Annotated in this window: 20 protein-coding genes and 1 pseudogene; 14 read left to right on the top strand and 7 right to left on the bottom strand. The window is 42.2% G+C overall.

Features of this window, described 5'->3' with window-relative positions; genetic code table 11:
• The first annotated feature begins 20 nt into the window (after positions 1-20).
• The 4 genes from aguB (at position 21) to JOD82_RS25620 (ending at position 4,995) form a co-directional block, all read left to right on the top strand.
• The gene (gene aguB, locus JOD82_RS25635; RefSeq protein ID WP_029515101.1) at positions 21-896 is read left to right on the top strand and encodes an N-carbamoylputrescine amidase; all 876 of its coding nucleotides are present in this window, start codon (positions 21-23) and stop codon (positions 894-896) included.
• A 141-nt stretch (positions 897-1,037) separates the two neighbouring features.
• Complete coding sequence (locus tag JOD82_RS25630; protein WP_029515099.1) at positions 1,038-1,568, top strand: hypothetical protein; 531 nt, start codon at positions 1,038-1,040, stop codon at positions 1,566-1,568.
• Positions 1,569-1,856: 288 nt separating this feature from the next.
• Positions 1,857-3,878 (top strand): NAD(P)/FAD-dependent oxidoreductase, encoded by a 2,022-nt coding sequence (locus tag JOD82_RS25625; protein WP_209950186.1) that lies wholly within the window; start codon positions 1,857-1,859, stop codon positions 3,876-3,878.
• 196 nt (positions 3,879-4,074) lie between these two features.
• The gene (locus tag JOD82_RS25620; RefSeq protein WP_029515095.1) at positions 4,075-4,995 is read left to right on the top strand and encodes an aminoglycoside phosphotransferase family protein; all 921 of its coding nucleotides are present in this window, start codon (positions 4,075-4,077) and stop codon (positions 4,993-4,995) included.
• A 103-nt stretch (positions 4,996-5,098) separates the two neighbouring features.
• On the opposite strand, the gene JOD82_RS29400 is transcribed toward JOD82_RS25620, so the two are convergent.
• The gene (locus JOD82_RS29400) at positions 5,099-5,254 is read right to left on the bottom strand and encodes a hypothetical protein (RefSeq protein ID WP_245231687.1); all 156 of its coding nucleotides are present in this window, start codon (positions 5,252-5,254) and stop codon (positions 5,099-5,101) included.
• Positions 5,255-5,340: 86 nt separating this feature from the next.
• On the opposite strand from JOD82_RS29400, the gene JOD82_RS25610 reads away from it, so the two are divergent.
• The 4 genes from JOD82_RS25610 to JOD82_RS25595 all read left to right on the top strand — a co-directional run bounded on the left by JOD82_RS25610 (position 5,341) and on the right by JOD82_RS25595 (position 8,965).
• The gene (locus tag JOD82_RS25610; protein ID WP_029515094.1) at positions 5,341-5,790 is read left to right on the top strand and encodes an Imm63 family immunity protein; all 450 of its coding nucleotides are present in this window, start codon (positions 5,341-5,343) and stop codon (positions 5,788-5,790) included.
• Between the two features lie 128 nt (positions 5,791-5,918).
• Positions 5,919-6,902 (top strand): ABC transporter substrate-binding protein, encoded by a 984-nt coding sequence (locus JOD82_RS25605; RefSeq protein ID WP_069011183.1) that lies wholly within the window; start codon positions 5,919-5,921, stop codon positions 6,900-6,902.
• A gap of 33 nt (positions 6,903-6,935) precedes the next feature.
• Positions 6,936-7,961, top strand: coding sequence for a FecCD family ABC transporter permease (locus JOD82_RS25600; protein ID WP_069011182.1), 1,026 nt, complete (start codon positions 6,936-6,938; stop codon positions 7,959-7,961).
• Positions 7,958-8,965: a FecCD family ABC transporter permease gene (locus JOD82_RS25595; protein ID WP_029515089.1), complete on the top strand. Its 1,008-nt coding sequence runs from the start codon at positions 7,958-7,960 to the stop codon at positions 8,963-8,965. Before JOD82_RS25600 ends, JOD82_RS25595 begins: the two co-directional genes overlap by 4 nt.
• 162 nt (positions 8,966-9,127) lie before the next feature.
• On the opposite strand, the gene JOD82_RS25590 is transcribed toward JOD82_RS25595, so the two are convergent.
• Positions 9,128-9,703 carry an NAD(P)H oxidoreductase gene (locus JOD82_RS25590; RefSeq protein ID WP_029515088.1) on the bottom strand — a complete coding sequence of 192 codons (576 nt, stop codon included), beginning with the start codon at positions 9,701-9,703 and terminating at the stop codon, positions 9,128-9,130.
• 234 nt (positions 9,704-9,937) lie between these two features.
• Here JOD82_RS25590 and JOD82_RS25585 point away from each other — a divergent pair, with 234 nt between their 5' ends.
• Positions 9,938-10,309: a winged helix-turn-helix transcriptional regulator gene (locus tag JOD82_RS25585; protein ID WP_029515086.1), complete on the top strand. Its 372-nt coding sequence runs from the start codon at positions 9,938-9,940 to the stop codon at positions 10,307-10,309.
• A 101-nt stretch (positions 10,310-10,410) separates the two neighbouring features.
• Here JOD82_RS25585 and JOD82_RS25580 read toward each other — a convergent pair whose 3' ends face one another.
• On the bottom strand, positions 10,411-10,839 hold the full coding sequence (locus JOD82_RS25580) for a VOC family protein (RefSeq protein WP_029515084.1): 429 nt from the start codon (positions 10,837-10,839) through the stop codon (positions 10,411-10,413).
• Between the two features lie 210 nt (positions 10,840-11,049).
• Here JOD82_RS25580 and JOD82_RS25575 point away from each other — a divergent pair, with 210 nt between their 5' ends.
• Positions 11,050-11,247, top strand: a complete 198-nt coding sequence (locus JOD82_RS25575; protein WP_029515083.1) for a DUF3934 family protein — start codon at positions 11,050-11,052, stop codon at positions 11,245-11,247.
• Between the two features lie 115 nt (positions 11,248-11,362).
• Entirely contained in the window at positions 11,363-12,055 is a 693-nt protein-coding gene (locus tag JOD82_RS25570) for a pseudouridine synthase (protein WP_029515081.1), read from the top strand.
• 55 nt (positions 12,056-12,110) lie between these two features.
• Here the strand turns inward: JOD82_RS25570 and JOD82_RS25565 are convergent, their stop codons facing one another.
• Genes JOD82_RS25565 through JOD82_RS25550 form a run of 4 tightly spaced genes read right to left on the bottom strand, consistent with a single transcriptional unit; the run spans position 12,111 to position 16,108 of the window.
• Complete coding sequence (locus JOD82_RS25565) at positions 12,111-13,211, bottom strand: GerAB/ArcD/ProY family transporter (RefSeq protein ID WP_069011181.1); 1,101 nt, start codon at positions 13,209-13,211, stop codon at positions 12,111-12,113.
• Positions 13,212-13,223: 12 nt separating this feature from the next.
• On the bottom strand, positions 13,224-13,451 hold the full coding sequence (locus JOD82_RS25560; RefSeq protein WP_069011180.1) for a hypothetical protein: 228 nt from the start codon (positions 13,449-13,451) through the stop codon (positions 13,224-13,226).
• Between the two features lie 6 nt (positions 13,452-13,457).
• A complete protein-coding gene (locus JOD82_RS25555; protein WP_069011179.1) occupies positions 13,458-14,666 on the bottom strand; it encodes a Ger(x)C family spore germination protein in 1,209 nt (402 codons plus the stop codon).
• Between the two features lie 14 nt (positions 14,667-14,680).
• Positions 14,681-16,108, bottom strand: a complete 1,428-nt coding sequence (locus JOD82_RS25550; RefSeq protein ID WP_069011178.1) for a spore germination protein — start codon at positions 16,106-16,108, stop codon at positions 14,681-14,683.
• A gap of 281 nt (positions 16,109-16,389) precedes the next feature.
• Between JOD82_RS25550 and JOD82_RS29395 the strand changes: the two are divergent.
• The 3 genes and pseudogenes from JOD82_RS29395 to mle all read left to right on the top strand — a co-directional run.
• Positions 16,390-16,518 (top strand): annotated as a pseudogene (locus JOD82_RS29395) (LysE family translocator); the annotation flags it as partial.
• Positions 16,519-16,681: 163 nt separating this feature from the next.
• Positions 16,682-17,050 (top strand): hypothetical protein, encoded by a 369-nt coding sequence (locus JOD82_RS25545; protein WP_208332777.1) that lies wholly within the window; start codon positions 16,682-16,684, stop codon positions 17,048-17,050.
• Positions 17,051-17,175: 125 nt separating this feature from the next.
• Complete coding sequence (gene mle / locus JOD82_RS25540) at positions 17,176-18,018, top strand: alpha/beta fold macrolide esterase (RefSeq protein ID WP_069011176.1); 843 nt, start codon at positions 17,176-17,178, stop codon at positions 18,016-18,018.
• The last annotated feature ends 104 nt before the right edge of the window (positions 18,019-18,122 follow it).

The following is an 18,122-nucleotide window of genomic DNA, read 5'->3' as shown; positions in this document are numbered from 1 at the left end:
CATCTAAAAGGAGGACTAAAGTGAGAAAAGTAAAAGTTGCAGCAACTCAAATGAGCTGTTCTACCAATATCGAAGAAAATATTAGTAAAGCAGAGAAGTTAGTACGTGAAGCGGCTGCGCAGGGCGCACAAATTATTTTGCTACAGGAGTTGTTCGAGACTCCATATTTCTGCCAGAAGGAAAAGTCTGATTATTATTCATATGCCACTGAGCTGGAGCACAACAAAGCGGTTAACCATTTTAGGAAAATCGCCAAAGAATTACAGGTTGTGCTGCCAATCAGCTTCTATGAAAAGAAAAACTACGCGCGCTACAACAGTCTTGCTGTCATTGACGCAGACGGTGAAGTGTTAGGTAAATACCGCAAAAGCCACATCCCGGACGGTCCTGGGTATGAGGAAAAATTTTATTTTAATCCGGGCGATACTGGTTTTAAAGTATGGAATACACGTTATGCCAAAATTGGGGTAGGCGTGTGCTGGGATCAATGGTATCCTGAGGCGGCCCGCTGTATGGCGCTTATGGGCGCAGAACTTTTGTTCTATCCGACAGCTATTGGCTCGGAACCGCAGGATTCTGCCATCGATTCCAAGGATCACTGGCAGACTTGCATGCTGGGTCATGCGGCTTCCAACCTGATTCCAGTCATAGCTTCCAATCGGATCGGAACTGAAACGGACGAAGACTCCAGTATTACATTCTACGGTTCATCCTTTATTGCCGGACATCAAGGTAACAAGATCGCAGAAGCGGGTCGTACCGATGAAGAAGTGCTTACTGCTGAATTTGACCTGGATGAGCTGGAAGTAGGACGGATTGAATGGGGCATTTTCCGTGACCGTCGTCCTGAACTGTACAATATGATTGCCACCTATGATGGTGATTTAAAAGTATAATCTTGATACGGATAGACAAGTCTCCCTTGACGTCAAGCCGGGGTGTTTCCTTTCATTGGACTCACCCGGCTTTTCGGGCAGGGGATTTTTGGTTTCTGAATGGAGCACTTCTAGTGATGGATAGGAGGAAAGAAAACAGCAATGAGACATAAGGGGATAGACCAATCACTCGCACAGTTCTCAACTTCGACAGAAGAGGATCAAGAGTGGGAATACTCGAATGAAAGAGATATGGCTATTCTGGGCTTGTGGGACGAATACACACTATCTGCTCAGCGTTTATGTGAACGAATGGCTACCGAAACCCACCAATTCAGACCTTCTGAGTTCGACCCGTTCCCAACTCAGTTTGAATGGCTGGAACAGAAAGAAACAGACTTGATTATTGATGGAATATGGTCAGCTGATTTGCATGGTGATCATTGTCTGTTTATGAATATTGGGGAGCATCACCCAGAACGGCATACATCTATTGAGGCTTATATTTACGATACCCAGGTCATCGACGAAGGATTTTTCCTTAAATATCTGAATACCTCTCCTAAAGCCTCAGCCTACGCACCTTTATTCGAAGTAAATGGATATACCACAATGTGTGGACTGCTGGACAGATACGTTAGGGAAGGGATTTTGGTACGTGTACCCAACGGTTTTAAAAGAACAGCTCGGTAGATGGATACCAGAATATAAGCATGATTTTTCCACACCAAAGGGACATTCCTCACAGGATTGTTCCTTTTTTATTTTATTTATAACTCCAGTTAATCTATAGATTGAAACTATGATTTAGTACATAAAATAGCATTAGAATTTATGGATTAGATGATATAAAATCAAGTCATAAGGAATGATCGTACTCAATAACATCTCGATATTCCCAAAAGTGAAATAAATCACATATGAGAATGCTTTAATGGAAGCTTGAACATGAAATTTGTACACTCGCAAGGAGGAAGAACAATGAACCACTATCCTGCTATCTTTGAACCTCTAACCATACGACGCATGACCTTGAAAAATCGGATTGTTATGCCCCCAATGGGAACTAACTTTGCTGCCATGGACGGAAGCTTTGTTCAGGATCATATTGACTATTACGTGCAACGGGCCAAAGGTGGTACCGGCTTGATAACAGTAGAAAATGTTTGTCTGGATTTCCCAATGGGTACAAACGGAACAACCCAGCTGCGTATGGATAACGATCAGTTTATTCCCGGACTGTTTAGATTAACAGAAGCCCTACACTCTTATGGAGCTTGTGTTTCTGTACAAATTAACCATGCGGGTGCTTCAGCTTATGCGGGACGACTGAACGGAATTCAGCCTGTATCTTCTTCCAATATTCCTTCTAAAAAGGGCGGAGCGATTCCAAGACCTTTGCAAAAAGAAGAAATTTACGCCATTGTGCGCAAATACGGAGAAGCAGCGGGAAGAGCGCAACGAGCAGGATTTGACTGTGTTGAAATTCATGCGGGACACTCCTACTTGCTGAGTCAGTTTCTTTCGCCGATGTATAATAAACGCACGGATGAATTTGGCGGCAGTGCAGAAAACCGTACCCGTTTTGCCAGATTAGTCATTGATGAAATTCGTTCAGTGGTAGGCCCATTCTTCCCTATTTGCTTACGTTTTAGCGCGGAAGAGTTCACAGAAGGTGGGAACACACTGGAAGATACACTCGAGTTATTGGAGTATCTTAATGATGAGGTAGATATTTTGAATGTTTCTGCTGCTCTGAATGATTCCATCCAGTTCCAGATTGACGGGATGAACCTACCAGATGGTTGGCGCTCATATATGGCCAAAGCGGTAAAAGAAAAATTTGGGAAGGTAACGATGACCTCAGGTAATATTCGGAGCCCACAGGCTGCGCAGGATATTTTGGTGAGAGGTGACGCGGATCTTCTGGCAATGGGTAGAGGCTTGATTGCAGAACCGAACTGGGTGCTTAAAGTGCAAAACGGCTACGAACATTTGCTTAGAAAATGTATCTCTTGCAACATTGGTTGTGCCGATCATCGTATCTCCAAAAGTAAACCGATTTGCTGTACGGTAAATCCGGATCTGTTCAAGGAAGCTGAATACCGGAAACAACGTGTTAAAAACAATGTTCAGGTTGTTGTGATCGGTGGGGGTACTGCTGGGATGGAAGCAGCATGTACGGCAGCCGAAGTAGGCTGCAAAGTAACCCTCTTTGAGGAGAAACCAGAGTTGGGCGGTTTGGCCCGTGATATTGCCCGCTTGCCAGACAAAACACGCATCAATGATTTCCCTGATTATCTGATTCAACGCACCAAACAGTTAACCAATCTGAACATTGTAACAGGGACCCGAGCCGATTTGGCGATGATAAGTGCCCTGAATCCTGATATTATTGTCAATGCGACGGGGGCTATACCCCTTCTTCCGCCCATTGCAGGTTTGCATGAGCAACTGGGCAAACCGGGGACAAAAGTGTTCTCCATCTTTGATCTTTTGCACAACATGGAGAAATTCCAGGAGTTTGAAGGTAAACGCATTGCTGTAGTTGGTGGCGGGGCTGTGGGACTGGATGTCGTCGAATATTACGCAGAGCGTGGAGCACAAGAGGTTTCCATTATTGAGATGATGCCGCTACTCGGTAAAGATCTGGATATGATTACCCGAATCTCCATGATGAAAATGGTAGAGGAGCGGGAAGTGAACGTCCATACGGAAACAGCTTTGACAGAAGTGTGTAGCGACCGTTTCAAAGTAAAGCATGGAGAACAGGAGTTTGAGATTCCTTTTGATCTTGGATTCGTATGCTTGGGTATGCGTTCATACAGTCCGCTGATGGACAGCTTGCTCGAATATGGAAAAAAACATCAAGTAGAAGTTATTAATATTGGGGATAGTAAACAAGCTCGTCGTATTATTGATGGTACACGTGAAGGTCGCAATATTCTCAAAACCATTCAACGGGTAGACGAATTTAAACATGAGTTTTCGTATTCTTACTGATTTTATAATATAAGTGATGGGTGTTCACGATGGCAACTCAGCGAATATTGAGGTTGAAGAGACAGCTTGTCTTTTCAGCCTTTTTTATTTGAGTTTTTTCTGGAAGAAGATTGATTCCTCTGTCATTTCAAAGGTAAACTATGGAAAGCATATATTAAGTTAGTAAGTAAGGCTATTTTAACGTGGGGGGATGAGCGTGAATCAACTCTTTAGTGAAATACCGGGTGCCAGCAAGTGGAGCAACGTGGAAGAGATTCATAGAGGCTGGTCCAGTGACAAAAAATATTATATTCGAACCACTGATGGTAGAGACTTGCTGCTAAGAATGGCGGATATGGTTCATTATGATAAAAAGAAACGCGAGTTTGAAGCTGTAAAAAAGCTGAATCACGTGGAGAATCTGTTCATGTCCCGGCCGCTTGAATTTGGGTTTTGTAATGAGGGTCAATCTGTATATTCCTTGTTCACCTGGATCGAAGGGAAAGATGCTGAAGAGATGATCCCCACGTTAGCTGCAGCACAACAGTATCAACTTGGAGTTCAAGCGGGAGATGCATTGAAAAAAATGCATGAGATTCATGCAGAGCCAGATCGAGCCCCATGGGCTGAGCATTATAATGGCAAAATCAACAGGTATATTACAAACTATAAGTCATGCGGTATTTTCTTAAAGGGAGCAGATCAAGCCATAAGCTTTATTGAGCAAAACCGTCATCTATTAGAAAATCGTCCTCAAACATTTCAGCATGGGGATTATCATGTGGGCAATATGGTGGTTACCCCATCTGGTGAACTGGGTATCATCGATTTTAATAGAATGGACTATGGTGATCCTTGGGAAGAATTCAATAGAATTACCTGGTGTGCAGCATTAAGTCCTTTATTCGCTTCGGGCCGAATCCACGGTTATTTTAATAACAATGTACCTGATTTATTTTTTAGATTAATGGCTCTGTATATTGCAAGCAATCAGCTTTCATCGATCCACTGGGCCATTCCATTTGGCAAAGAAGAGGTAGACGATATGGTGCAACGAGCTGAAGAGGTATTGGAGGCATATGATGACTTTCAATCCTATATACCGAAATGGTACCTGCCCAGTTACCGCGACTTGTAAATATGAAGACCGCTGCTCCTGGGAGTGACGGTCTATTTTTAGCATTCTATTATCGTCACTTTTAGCTTAACGGTAGAACCTTTGGCAGAAACGGAGGAGGCCTTTACGCTGTTACCTTCACTAATGGATTGACCTGCCACCTGGACAGCAATGGCCTAATCGTGCCTACGTGATCGTTGTATACCAAGGTTGCTTGTTGAAACGTAACGATAAACGTTGATGTTGCTGAAGCTGCGAGCGCGTACGTTCCATTGAACATCAGGGATACCACTACCCATAGAATAGCCGATGCTTTCGTCCATATGACTTGAATCTATTTAGTAGAGAGAGGGAAGGGAAAATCTGATGAAAAAAATATATAGCGAACAAGAACTCATAGATATGACGATTAAACTGCTTGAACAAACTTCAATATATGAAGAGCAGTATGAGCAATATGTAAGACGACCTTTCTGTACGGATTTTTATGATGATCTGAGTCCGTATGTGCAAGTGAGCAAGCGGGGTTATACGCTCCAAATGTATGAAAGAGGCATACAGATGCTGAACAAGCTTACGAAAGAGGAAGAGGATGTGATTTATTGGATCATCGAAGATACAATTCACATCATTGCCCATCTGAATCTGCTTCGCAAATATAAAGTGGATAACATAAATACTCATTTAAAATATACAAAGGAGATCATGAAGGAGCTGACAACTTCAATGAACAAAGCATTTTATGAAATTGGAGGAATCTATCAGGAATGGCATGAAGCGAATAGAAGAGCAACACTGGAGAACCCATTAAAGTAAAACAAAACAAGAAATAGTTGACAATCAGTGAGGTAAAATTTACAATTTTATATTAGTGATAATGATTATCAATATCATTAATTTTAAGTATGCTTTGCACTTACTATATTTCAAAGGAGATTTGCAACATGCATCGTATGATGAACAAGAAGTTTCACATGATTTTATGTGCACTATTCGTAGTGATTTTCGTTATTTCAGGTTGTGGGAATGCTGGCAGCTCCTCTGATTCATCTGCTAAATCCGCGTCGTCCACGAAGGAAGAGGTAAGCAGTGATTCTGATACACGTACAGTCTCTACGGTAAAAGGAGATGTGAAGGTGCCCGCTAATCCTCAACGGGTAGTCGTGAACTGGTATGTTGGCGATGTATTTACACTAGGGATTAAGCCGGCCGCAGTCATGGGGTGGAAACAAGAAACGATGCCTTTTTACGATAAGTTTAGCGACGTCCCCAATATTGAAAAGTGGGAAACTGAGGAAATTATGAAGTATGATCCTGATCTTATCATTACATATGATACAAAGGATTATGATAAGCTGTCTAAAATTGCGCCTGTTCTTGTGATACCTGAGGATAAAATGACCTCCCTAGAACGTTTGAAATTTCTTGGTCAGGCCACAGGACATGAAGCAGAAGCGGACAAAGTGATTTCACTGTTTGAAAGCAAGCTGAGTCAGGCCAAAGAAAAACTAAATTCCGACATATTCAAGGACAAAACGTTTAGCATTTTCGAGGACTGGGGCAGTGGCTCCTACGGAATTTATTATGAAACAGGCTCACGCGGAGGAACGTTGCTTTACAATTATCTTGGACTTCACAAACCGGAAAAGCTCAACACATTGGTTAAAAACTCCGGAGAGAATCGTGGTTCTTTATCCTACGAGGTAGCTGCTGAATACTTTGGAGATTATGTCCTTTGGTTTAAGCAGGAAGGCAAGGAATCCGAATATGCGAAGACAAAAATCTGGAGCAGCATTCCAGCCGTTAAAAACGGACATATCATCGAAATTCCAGCGAAATATGCAGGACTGTTCTATTATTCGGACGTTGCTAGTATGACGGGACAGCTAGATTATATGATTAGCAAATTGCTGGAACAGACGAAGTAATGATGCATAATTGACCAACTAAGGGTGTAATCGATGTCTACTCACAAAGAACCAAATAAAAAAGGAATATTTCATTTTATAGGCTGCATGATCGTGGGCGTGTTCCTGCTTCTGGTGGTTACCGCAGCATCCATTACCTTTGGTGCTGCTGAAATGAGCTTGAAGCTGGCGTGGGGGGCTATATTTCAGTTTGATCCCTACATTACGGAACATCAGATTATTCACACCTTGCGGTTTCCACGCACCGTGGCAGATATCATGGTAGGGTGTAGCTTGGCTGTGTGTGGGGCGATTATGCAGGGAACCACTCGTAATCCACTAGCGGATTCGGGACTCATTGGCATAAGCTCAGGCTCGACATTTGCTATTGCGTTATGTATGGCCTTTTTGCCTGGTCGCACCTACGGAGAAACCATGCTGTATTCTTGCCTAGGTGCAGCAATCACTACGGGCATTACGTATTACATCGCATCTATAGGCAAGCGAGGCATGACGCCTCAGCGACTGGTACTGGCAGGAATGTCCATCTCCATGCTTTTTGGTGCATTTAGTACGTTTATCGCTATTAAGTATGAGATTGGCCAAGCCCTTGATTACTGGTCTGCTGGTGGTACAGCCAGTGCCAAGTGGGGTGAACTAGCTTTCATTGCTCCACTGTTTGTAGTGGGTTTGGTCTGTGCCATCGCGCTTTCTCCCTCAATTACGATTTTGAGCTTCGGGGAGGATGTAGCATCAGGCTTGGGTATTCGTGCCAATAGGATTAAGTTGTTTTCAACCCTAATTGTATTAATTCTAACAGGATTATCGGTAATTGTGGTCGGTCCTGTTGGCTTCGTGGGTTTGATCGTGCCACACATTATGCGCCATCTGGTCGGAACGGATTATCGGTATATTATCCCGGCCTCAGCTTTGTATGGAGCAGTCTTTCTGTTGGCAGCGGATTTACTTGGACGACTGATCAATCGCCCTCACGAAACACCCCTTGGCATTATTTTTGCCTTGGTGGGCGTACCCTATTTTCTCTACCTTGTGCGCAAGCAAAGGAGGGAGTTTAGTTGAAGCTGTCCCGCAATAGCAGGGGTATTAGCATTATTTTACTGTTAGTAGTGCTGACGCTGTTAGTGGCTATACTCAGTATGAATGTTGGGAAAATGAACCTTTCTCCACTCGAAGTTTTCAAGGTCATCATGGGCGAAGGAACGAGCAAACAGAACCTGATCGTGTTTGACTTTCGACTGCCACGTATTGTGCTTTCTATATTGGTAGGTATTGGCATGGGGATATCAGGCTGTATCATGCAAAGCTTGCTCAAAAACGACATGGCCAGTCCCGGGACACTCGGCATCAGCTCAGGCTCGGGGCTATTTGTACTTATGTATATTACGTTGTTCGCTAGTGAAGGATTGCTATCGCCGATTCTTCTTCCAGGGTTAGCTTTTGCAGGCGGCCTCACGGCAGCTTTCTTGATTTTTATGTTTGCTTTCAGGCGGGGAAGAGACATCTCGCCTACAGGCCTAATTTTAACCGGTGTCGCTATGGGGAGTGGCTACAGCGCATTATCTCTGATGTTGACACTCCGGCTAGACAAGCAACAGTATGACTTTGCTCTGAGATGGCAGGCTGGAGACCTGTGGGGGGACGACTGGAGCTATATTATGGTGCTGCTCCCGTGGGTGTTTATCATCTGTTTTTACGTTTTTTACAGGTCTAACACACTCAATACGTTGAATTTGGGGAATCAGACAGCATCGGGCCTCGGTGTAGCAATTAAAAGGGAGTTTATCGGCTTGACGATTGCTGCCGTTGCGCTCGCTTCTGGTAGCGTGGCACTTGGAGGGAATTTCTTTTTTGTAGGCATGGTCAGTCCCCATCTAGCGCGCAAGCTAGTAGGGCCCAATCATAAGCTATTGCTACCTACGACAGCATTAGTTGGTGCACTCGTCATTTTGATTGCTGACACACTTACTCGGACGATCAGCTTTGGTGCAGATATTCCAACCGGAATTATTATCACCATACTGGTTACCCCTTATTTCCTTTACTTGCTGTCGAAAGCTAGTTAAATGCAGAATAATGAAAAGACGCTAACCCCTGTCCATGCAAAATATGGCTGGGTTAACGTCTTTTTTCGCGTTACTACTTAGGTCTCCTTGCGGAAAGATAATTCTTTCTCGCATTCTGTTAGGATTTCCGGCCTTCGTGTCGGAGGGGATTGTAAATAAAGCCTAATCCTTGCCATAATTCAAACCAAAGTGATAAGCTTGATCCAGCAGCATTACAAAATGACCGGAATTTGAACTCAGGGTCTCATCTAAGAATTCAACCTTGGAATTGGAAACTCCGCAATAATCTGCAATTCCCACATTCAGCAAATGAGTAATCATTTCATCATAGTTACGCTTTTTCAACTGTTCTTTCGAAACGCCGGCCAAGCCAAGCCACAAGATATGCTGATGATGCAGGTGATTCGAACCGTACGCAAACCCATTGTTCCATACACGGTCAATATAACCCTTCAGCATAGCTGGCAAATTCCACCACCAAAGTGGAAAAATAAATGCCAATGCATCATGCTCCTTCATCCGCCTTATTTCCATTTCTACTTCAGGGGAAAAGGACTGTTCCGCAACTGTCAAATCCGGTTCATCTACTCCTTTTAAAATAGGATCAAAACCAATCCCATGCAAATCTAATATCTCATAATCGTGGCCTGCATCGGCAAGACCCTGTACGAAACGATCAGCAACCTTAAAGGTCAAGGAATCTTTTCTCGGGTGTGAAACAACGGTTAATACTTTCATGCTTCTTCACTACCTTTCTCAATAGCTTACTTCTAGGAATGCTCAATGCTTGATGCTATTATATACAGTAGGAAAATAATCTGGAAGTACGCACTTCTAAGTTCTATAGGATGATACAGGTGCCATAGGAACATGGAAGTGCCCTAGGTAGATTCCCTAGAAACTGATCTGAGTAATGAATTGAAGTGATGGGTTGTTCTGAGCAAACGAAGCCTTCTAAAGGAGGATTAAGAAATGACTGAACAGACAAAAAATAGGGTTCAAAAGAAGTATCAAGTTGGAGTGGAAGCGGCTTTAGAGGTGATGGGAGGGAAATGGAAGCCTTTAATTATCTACCATCTGATGACAGGACGGAAACGAACGTCTGAGTTTCGTCGGTTAATACCCGGCATTACACAAAAAATGCTGACCACTCAGCTCAGAGGCCTAGAAAAGGATGAGATCGTTACACGAAAGGTTTATAATGAAATCCCTCCTAAAGTAGAGTATGAGTTAACGGACTACGGCTGGGGATTAAAACCCGCGCTAGACCATTTATGCTACTGGGGAGAGGATCACCTGGATAAGATTCATGGAGACAAATTCAAGGTTTTGGAAGAATTCTAAGGCTGCTGTATAGAGTAACTTTAAGCTGATATTAAGCCCTCACAAAGTATTCAATTAGAATAGCTTGCGAGGGCTTAACTATCGCAGGGTAATATAACAGACTAACTGTCGGTCATTCCGTTATCATAACTTAATTGCCATTCAATTCCGAACTTATCTTTAAGGCTACCGTAACATTTGCTCCAGAATGTTTCTTGAAGTTCCATGTTTACGGTTCCTCCTTCTTTTAATTTATGAAAGTACGATCGAATTTTCTCTTCGTCCTTATTGACGATGGCGAGGCTGATGTTGTTTCCGGCTACGAATGGCATACCAGGAAAAACGTCTGAAAACATGACATTACTACCATCAATTTGAAGCCGCGTGTGCATGACCAGATTTTTGGCTTCTTCTTGTAGAGGATAATCAGGATTGGGCGGTGCTTCACCGAACGTCATAATTTGTGGTTTCTCAGTCCCAAATGCCTCTGCGTAAAACTCCGCTGCTTCACGACAGTTTCCATTAAAGTTAAGATAAACATCAACAGACATGTGTTTCACTCCTTTAAGAATCATTATTTTTCCATACTATATGGCCTTATCTCATTATTAACCTGCAAACTAACAAAAATACAGTAAGATCCGTTTTGCGAAAGTATTTGCGGCTTAACATGTTCAATTTTTAAAACAAATGGGCATTATATTCAAAGTAATGGTATGATAGCTTAGTTAAATCTGAACGACTAGTAATGGAGTGATCATATGGGTGGAAAAAGCAAGGGCGGCGGGACCGGCAGAGGCACAGGTAGTAAGGGATGGACACGCTGGAACAAAACTGCGAAGCCAGTAAGGACAAAAAGCGCTTCTACAAGCGCACCGGGAAGCAAAGCGGCAGGTGGCACAAAAGGCGGCACTGCCAAACCAACAAGGAATAAAAACGGCGGCAACAGTAGCAAATAAGCCGGGAAAGTATAAGTTGTCGTAAACGGCGAACATCTGATTAAGCAAGAACAATCAGGTGTTTTTTTAATTATTTTATTTAAACTCACATATTATAATCAGAAGCAGGTGAATCGTGAGAATTAACAAGTACATCAGTGAGACAGGATTCTGTTCACGTCGGGAAACCAACAGACTGATTGCAGCAGGACGAATTACGATTAATGGCATTGTCTGTGAAGCGGGCGCGGAAGTAGAGCCACAGGATATCGTGCTGATTGATGGGGAAGTTATTCCGTATAATTCCAGTGAACCTGTATATTTGGCTCTGAATAAGCCTATAGGCATTGTTTGTACCGCAGCAGAACAGGTTGCTGGTAATATTATTAGTTATGTTAACTACCCTTCGCGGATTTTTGCCATTGGCAGGCTGGACAAAGCGTCAGAGGGACTCATTCTATTAACCAACGATGGAAGCATTGTCAATCAAATGATGCGTTCCGAGCATGGTCATGAGAAGGAATATGTAGTAACTGTAGACAAACCTGTTACAAACGAGTTTACGCAGGCTATGTCTTGTGGCGTTGAAATATTGAACGTTATTACCAAACCGTGCAAGGTTGATCGTACAAGCGAATACGAGTTCCGCATTATTTTGACGCAGGGTCTGAACTTGCAAATTCGCAGAATGTGTAAGGCCTTGGGGTACAGGGTGCTCAAGTTGGAACGTGTTCGAATTATGAATATTACCTTGGATCATCTGGAACGTGGGCAATGGAGACATCTTGAGAGGGAGGAACTGGAGTTGCTTCTTGCTAAATTGCAATAATGAGTACAACAAAAGTTTATTTGAAGGACAGTATGTTCATACGGCCAACGCAACTTTAGTGATACTTTTTACGAAATTTTAGCGAGCCGCCTACCTTACCCACCAGCCATAGCACAATAGGAAACACGATACCGAAAATCATGGCGTAAAAAGGCCATACTGAAAAAAACTTGATTAAAAATTGCATATTTGGCCAAATAGAATGAACCATTGCCAATGCGATTAGGATCAGAGGAACTAAGAGAGAGTTAGCGCTTCGAAGACGAAAAGCATCTGCAAGCCCTTGCGCTGAAACATATAAAAGCAGTGCGAGTCGGAAAAAAATGGTGACAAACCAAAACACTGCAACGAAAATTTCAAACCGTTGAAGAAACTCTCCGTTACTGATTGTTCGGTTAATAAAAAAAGTAGGAAATGTCAAATTAGATACAACACCTTCACTCATCACGGCAATTATTTGTAAAACCATGAAAAAATACATGCCGCCGCTAATCAAAGCACAAGTTATCACTGTCTTTCTCCACTTTTTTGGATCGGGGATGTACTGTGCAAAAAAAAGATACAGAATTGCCTCAAGGTAGGGAAAGGCAAACAAATTGAACGATGCGAGAACGATAGGGTTCAAACCATACTCAAAAATAGGGAGCACATTATCTATGGTGGTATCAGAAAGAAGGGTAATCCTGACCAACAGATACAGAACCAGAAGGAAAAAAAATAGGATTTCCGCACAACGGCCAATTACAGCAGGGCCAGATCGAACGGCAAAATAAATGACTATAAGCATAATGAAATATATCGAGTCGGAGGGAGTTTCCGGCATAATAGCTGTCGTGATAAAGTCGCCCAGATTTCGAAGTGTCATAATGAACACAAGAAAGGGAAACAAAAAAATGAAAACGATGCTAATCGTCCCGCCCAAGGGACCGAAGAGGCAACGGAGATGCTCTACAAAAGATTTCCCCTGCATTTGCCTAGCGATGGAGGCATATAAAGGTATCAATAACAGATGGAAACCTAAGGAGACTGGGATGGAGAGCCAGGCATCTTGTTTAGCGACAGCGGTAATTACCGCTGGGAGCACCAGATATGCGCTTCCTATTTGATACAATGCAAACCACAAAATAGCTTGTCGAACTGTCAAATTGGAATTCATCCCCATGCCTCCTTAAGATAATATTTCAGTAAGTAACCGGCTTATCGGTTGAAATAGGATTTGGATGCCCGCCAGTGGAGTCGGCAGTTTAATGTTGGCGATCCGTAGGATAATCAATATAACGCCTATAATCAACAATATCGAGCTGAATACAATTTCACGCACATATTGTTTCGCCTTAAATTTTTTAAACTCATACAACGATGTTAAAATGGAAGTTACGAGAATCACATAAAGCATATGCATTCACTCCTGATTGTGTATTCCCATATCAATTGGACTGGTAATGTCTCCGAACCGGACTAAACGATAGTTGAGCTGAATATCCACTTTAAGCGTTTGAAATTTTTGTGGCCAATCCTCTTTCCATCTATGCCATTCACGTGGGAACTTGCGGTGAAAAGCTTCTCCAAACCCGAATATATCGGAACCGATTTGTTGTGCGTGCGAAATGCCTTTCTTCAAAGACTGTTGCAGATGCTCTTTAGCTGATTCTTGAAGATCTCTAAATGTCTCTTCATTCTTAGGGTTGGCATTGCACGAGATCGTTCCGATATTGGATTCTGTATCCACAATAAGAGAAATGTGCGGCTCATGGTCTATTATTTCTGGACGCATCTTTACTTTGGAACGGATTACTTCAACAACAAATTTCCCTTTGGAATTCGGACAATCGATGGAAGCTACGGTGCTGGAAACACGGTTGGATATATAGGTAAAGGCTTTACTTTGTGAATCATCCATCCAATCGATAAGTCGGTCGCCCTTGAAAACACCAATTCCAGTGAAAAAATATTTAACATGTTGGGGCGACTTTGTCACATTATCAATAGTTAGACCTTTTTCTACGTTTGTCAGTCGAATACCGGTGAGAACCGGTTCAATGCCATCCTCTGTAAATTTCTCTAAAATATCTTTCACATTGACCGCGGAAGTTGGAGCCCATGCTTTTTCAGAAAGCCTTAATGCCTTATACATATCCATTGCAGGCAAGATCTCGGTTGGAGCTACAAAAGTAACGGCCTCCTTTGCCGAGTTTCCTCTGACAACGGCCAAATAGAAATCAGGCCGAACTTCATGATCACGGAACAGAAAGTCCAGCGGCTCCTTGATTCCTTTTTTTGCCGTTTTCTCATCAAAAATGACAAACTTTAAGTGAGACATATACATTTTTCGGGACGATTCCGTTGTTAATTTTCGAATAGCTTCAAATATGGTATCGGCGCGCTTGGAAAAAACGATCGTTGGCGTCCGTTCCATGGGGGAATTCTGCGACATTTTCGATGGGTCAACCACTTGTAAACTGACTTCATATTGGTCATCAACGGCATCAATGCCCAGAGCCATCACGACGGAAATTGCGCTCAATTCCTTACTGTTCCAGCAACCCGTAAGAAACACCATTAGCCAGATGCACATAAACAGTAATAAAATGGTGGATCGATACGAGTTCATGATGGTTTACTCCTTTAGTTTTTACGATGTTTTTTAGTTCTATATGGAAAACGCAATATGGCGTCCCTCTGCTCCGACGATTTGTAATTGGCAAAGGGGCTCAAATACGGTACACCGAATGAATGAAGCCCATTCAGATGTACAAAGAGCATGAGAATACCAACAGTCAATCCGTACACACCAAACATAGCGGCTATGCCTATGAAAGCGAAACGTAATATCCGGATTGGAATAGCAAAAGTGTACGAGGGAATGACAAAGCTCGAAATGGCAGTTATTGCAACAACAATGACCATAACAGCCGAAACGATGTTTGCTTCTACAGCTGCTTGGCCGATCACTATTGACCCGACAATAGAAACGGCTTGACCGACCGTCCGTGGCATACGAAGACCTGCCTCCCTCAGAATTTCAAAAACCACTTCCATGATCATCGCCTCAATAAATGCTGGAAACGGTACTCCTTCACGTTGCGCGGATAAGCTTAATAACAAAACGGTTGGAATCATATCCTGATGGAATGTCGTTAATGCGACATAAATGGCCGGAGCCAACATACAGATTGCCAGGCAAATGTACCTTAATATTCGAATGATACTACTGTAAACAAAGGATTGATAATAGTCTTCTGCGGATTGAAGGAAATCTGCAAACACCGCAGGTGCAAGGATGGCGAAGGGAGATCCATCCACAAATATCGCTATTTTCCCCTCCATAATTCCTGCTGCAATAGAGTCTGGGCGATCAGAATTATAAAAGAGCGGAAATATCGTGAATTGTTTATCTTCATGGAGACATTCTTCCAAATATTCGCTTTCAAGTACGCCCTCCACATGCATGTTCTTTAACTTGGATATCATGTCCTGCACCTTTTTTGGGTCAGCGATCCCATGTAAATACATGACCGATATATCGGTCTTAGTTTTTTTGCCAACTTTTAGGGTAGTTAGACGTACTCTTGTATCCTTCACCCTTCGACGAACCATAGTCGTATTCGTACGTAAAGTTTCTGTAAACGCTTCTTGCGGACCTCTGACCACTGGCTGTGTCTTTGAGTCCGAAATGCTGCGTTCTTCCCATCCAGGCAAAGAAATGACCAATCCTTCATCCATATCGTTCAGGAGTAGGAGAAGACCACCGGAGAGGATCTGTTCCAAGGCATCTTCAAAGTTTTGAGTAAAGTTTGCTTCACCAATGTCCAAAATTGCGTTTTTCAATAACGGTAAAGTGATCTCGTCAGAGGAGACACGATCATGCAACGGACGGATCACGTTATCCTGTACCTTTTGCATGTCAGTCATGCCGTCCAAATAAAAAAGAGCAGCGTGTTTATGGCCAGTCGTGATCTCACGAACAACAAAATCCGAACTGTTTCCCATGAAGTCACAAATGAGCTCGATATTCTGGCATAATTGTCTTGAAAATTTGGTATGTAACTTCATTTTCACCCTCCTCAGATACGTAGTATTAACAATAATCCAAAATAATACCACAATAATACCACAATAATCCATAATTGCGTTGTTGTCGGTAAGGTCAATGATATCTTCAACGGTGGAGGATAAAGGCTATTCTCTTTCTTTGAAGGCTTGGTATGATGAGGAAAGGCAAAAATGGTGGGAGAACGTGACTACGAAGGATACAATACCTGCAATAACATACTATATGCTATTTATCTTAAGATGTAATATTTCATGAGAATACGCTAAAAGGAGTTTTCCTTATGAATATTACATCAGTTTTAATTTATTGTTTTATTGCTACCTTCACACCAGGCCCTACCAATATCGTCATATTATCCACAGTGCATCATTTTGGAGCAAAAAAGGCAATGAAATATACGTTTGGAGCATTTGAGTATATGTCACATCTAAAGTGAGGAGGAGGGAGTATGTTTAAATAGGCTACAGATGACTATCCTTTTTTGGAATAGTTTACTTGTGTAGTATAATATCTTTGAAGGATATTCTTTTCTATCAATTCATTTAAACATCCAAATAGAGAGGTATTTGATCATGCTATTTATTACAAAAAAAACAATCAATAAGTTAGCAGAACCTTATAGAGAATCTGACATGCTTGTCTGCTATTCAACTCCACAGAGCTTTTCGGCTTATACAAGTCGAGCCATATTACTCTTAAATAATGATAGGATTATTATCCTTTTCCTCAATCTATTTTCCACAAAAGTAGTACAAAAAGTTGAATATGAAGTTGCTGATTTACAAGAACAAAAATATCATTTTGGACACCTGTCTTCTGCAATATGGTCATTTAAAATCAAAGGCCAGCATTGTAGGTTTAGGATAATCAAAAAAATTCTTACTCTTGGCTCTATGCAAAGAGATTTTCTGAATTTCTTGCAACAAAATAATTTAAACTAGCGACCGAGTAGATCGGTAATTTCTGTCTGCCTAAGGCGGGGCACCGTAAGTACTTTATGGGGATAAGTGATGAAGGTAATATTCGGTGTTTTTTTGTTATATATCATTGAGGGGAGGAATTCTACATGAACGAACAACTCATAAAAAGCGATGGAATAGAAATCTGTAGTGAGAGTTTCGGCGAGCAAGTTAACCCGGCAATATTACTGATTATGGGGGCTCAATCCTCATTGGTCTGGTGGGAGCAAGAATTTTGTCAGCGTTTAGCTGAGACAGGTCGCTTTGTCATTCGCTATGATAACCGAGATGTTGGACGTTCTACAACCTATGAACCTGGTCAACCGGACTATACCTTCGAAGACATGGCAGATGATGCGATTCGAGTATTAGATGCTTATAAGATTGAGCAAGCGCATATCGTAGGGATGTCTATGGGCGGTATGCTGACTCAGTTGATAGCTCTACGACATCCAGACAGAGTATTAACCGTGACTCTTTTAGCAACGTCAAATTTTGCTTCCGATCTTCCACCGATGGAGAAAAAGGTTATGGACTATTTCTCGAATATGGGAGCAATAGATTGGTCGAACGAACAATCGGTGGTCGATTTTGTGGTGGGTAGATCAAGAATTTTAGTCGGTTCAAAGCATCCTTTCAATGAGAAAAAGGTTTATCAATTAGCAAAAGAAGAATGGAAAAGAAGCAACAATATGGCCAGTATGAATAATCACGCTATGCTGTCAGGCGGAGAATCCTATTTGGCTAGAACAGGGGAAATAAACGTTCCTACACTGGTTATACACGGTACTGAAGATTCGATTATCCCTTATGAACACGGAATAAATCTTGCTAACGCAATTCCGCGTGCGGTTTTACTGACATTGGAAGGTGCCGGGCATGAGCTTCACTATGACGACTGGGATTTAATAATCGATTCTATCTCAAAACACACTTCGATACTCAATTAGGTCAGCTGATGTGTAGGATAGCTGAATAAAGCCGTTTACGAGAGAAGCATTCTTCCTGAATAAAAAGGCAATCTCCTTTTTTAAGGGGATTGCCTTTTGCTATT

The organism is Paenibacillus sp. 1182 (assembly GCF_017833915.1).
GTDB lineage: Bacteria > Bacillota > Bacilli > Paenibacillales > Paenibacillaceae > Paenibacillus > Paenibacillus polymyxa_D.
The sequence above is the reverse complement of the archived record's forward strand: the minus strand, read 5'-3'. Positions and strand labels throughout refer to the sequence as shown.

Bases quoted from the DNA above. Each gene is read 5' to 3' on its own strand.
- JOD82_RS25630 (WP_029515099.1), top strand. From the start codon at position 1,038: ATGAGACATAAGGGGATAGACCAATCACTCGCACAGTTCTCAACTTCG.
- JOD82_RS25565 (WP_069011181.1), bottom strand. From the start codon at position 13,211: ATGAATTCCAATTTGACAGTTCGACAAGCTATTTTGTGGTTTGCATTG.
- JOD82_RS25560 (WP_069011180.1), bottom strand. From the start codon at position 13,451: ATGCTTTATGTGATTCTCGTAACTTCCATTTTAACATCGTTGTATGAG.
- JOD82_RS25580 (WP_029515084.1), bottom strand. From the start codon at position 10,839: ATGTCTGTTGATGTTTATCTTAACTTTAATGGAAACTGTCGTGAAGCA.
- mle (WP_069011176.1), top strand. From the start codon at position 17,176: ATGAACGAACAACTCATAAAAAGCGATGGAATAGAAATCTGTAGTGAG.
- JOD82_RS25555 (WP_069011179.1), bottom strand. From the start codon at position 14,666: ATGAACTCGTATCGATCCACCATTTTATTACTGTTTATGTGCATCTGG.
- JOD82_RS25550 (WP_069011178.1), bottom strand. From the start codon at position 16,108: ATGAAGTTACATACCAAATTTTCAAGACAATTATGCCAGAATATCGAG.
- JOD82_RS25575 (WP_029515083.1), top strand. From the start codon at position 11,050: ATGGGTGGAAAAAGCAAGGGCGGCGGGACCGGCAGAGGCACAGGTAGT.
- JOD82_RS29400 (WP_245231687.1), bottom strand. From the start codon at position 5,254: ATGTTCAATGGAACGTACGCGCTCGCAGCTTCAGCAACATCAACGTTT.
- JOD82_RS25625 (WP_209950186.1), top strand. From the start codon at position 1,857: ATGAACCACTATCCTGCTATCTTTGAACCTCTAACCATACGACGCATG.
- JOD82_RS25590 (WP_029515088.1), bottom strand. From the start codon at position 9,703: ATGAAAGTATTAACCGTTGTTTCACACCCGAGAAAAGATTCCTTGACC.
- JOD82_RS25585 (WP_029515086.1), top strand. From the start codon at position 9,938: ATGACTGAACAGACAAAAAATAGGGTTCAAAAGAAGTATCAAGTTGGA.
- JOD82_RS25600 (WP_069011182.1), top strand. From the start codon at position 6,936: ATGTCTACTCACAAAGAACCAAATAAAAAAGGAATATTTCATTTTATA.
- JOD82_RS25610 (WP_029515094.1), top strand. From the start codon at position 5,341: ATGAAAAAAATATATAGCGAACAAGAACTCATAGATATGACGATTAAA.
- JOD82_RS25605 (WP_069011183.1), top strand. From the start codon at position 5,919: ATGCATCGTATGATGAACAAGAAGTTTCACATGATTTTATGTGCACTA.
- JOD82_RS25545 (WP_208332777.1), top strand. From the start codon at position 16,682: ATGCTATTTATTACAAAAAAAACAATCAATAAGTTAGCAGAACCTTAT.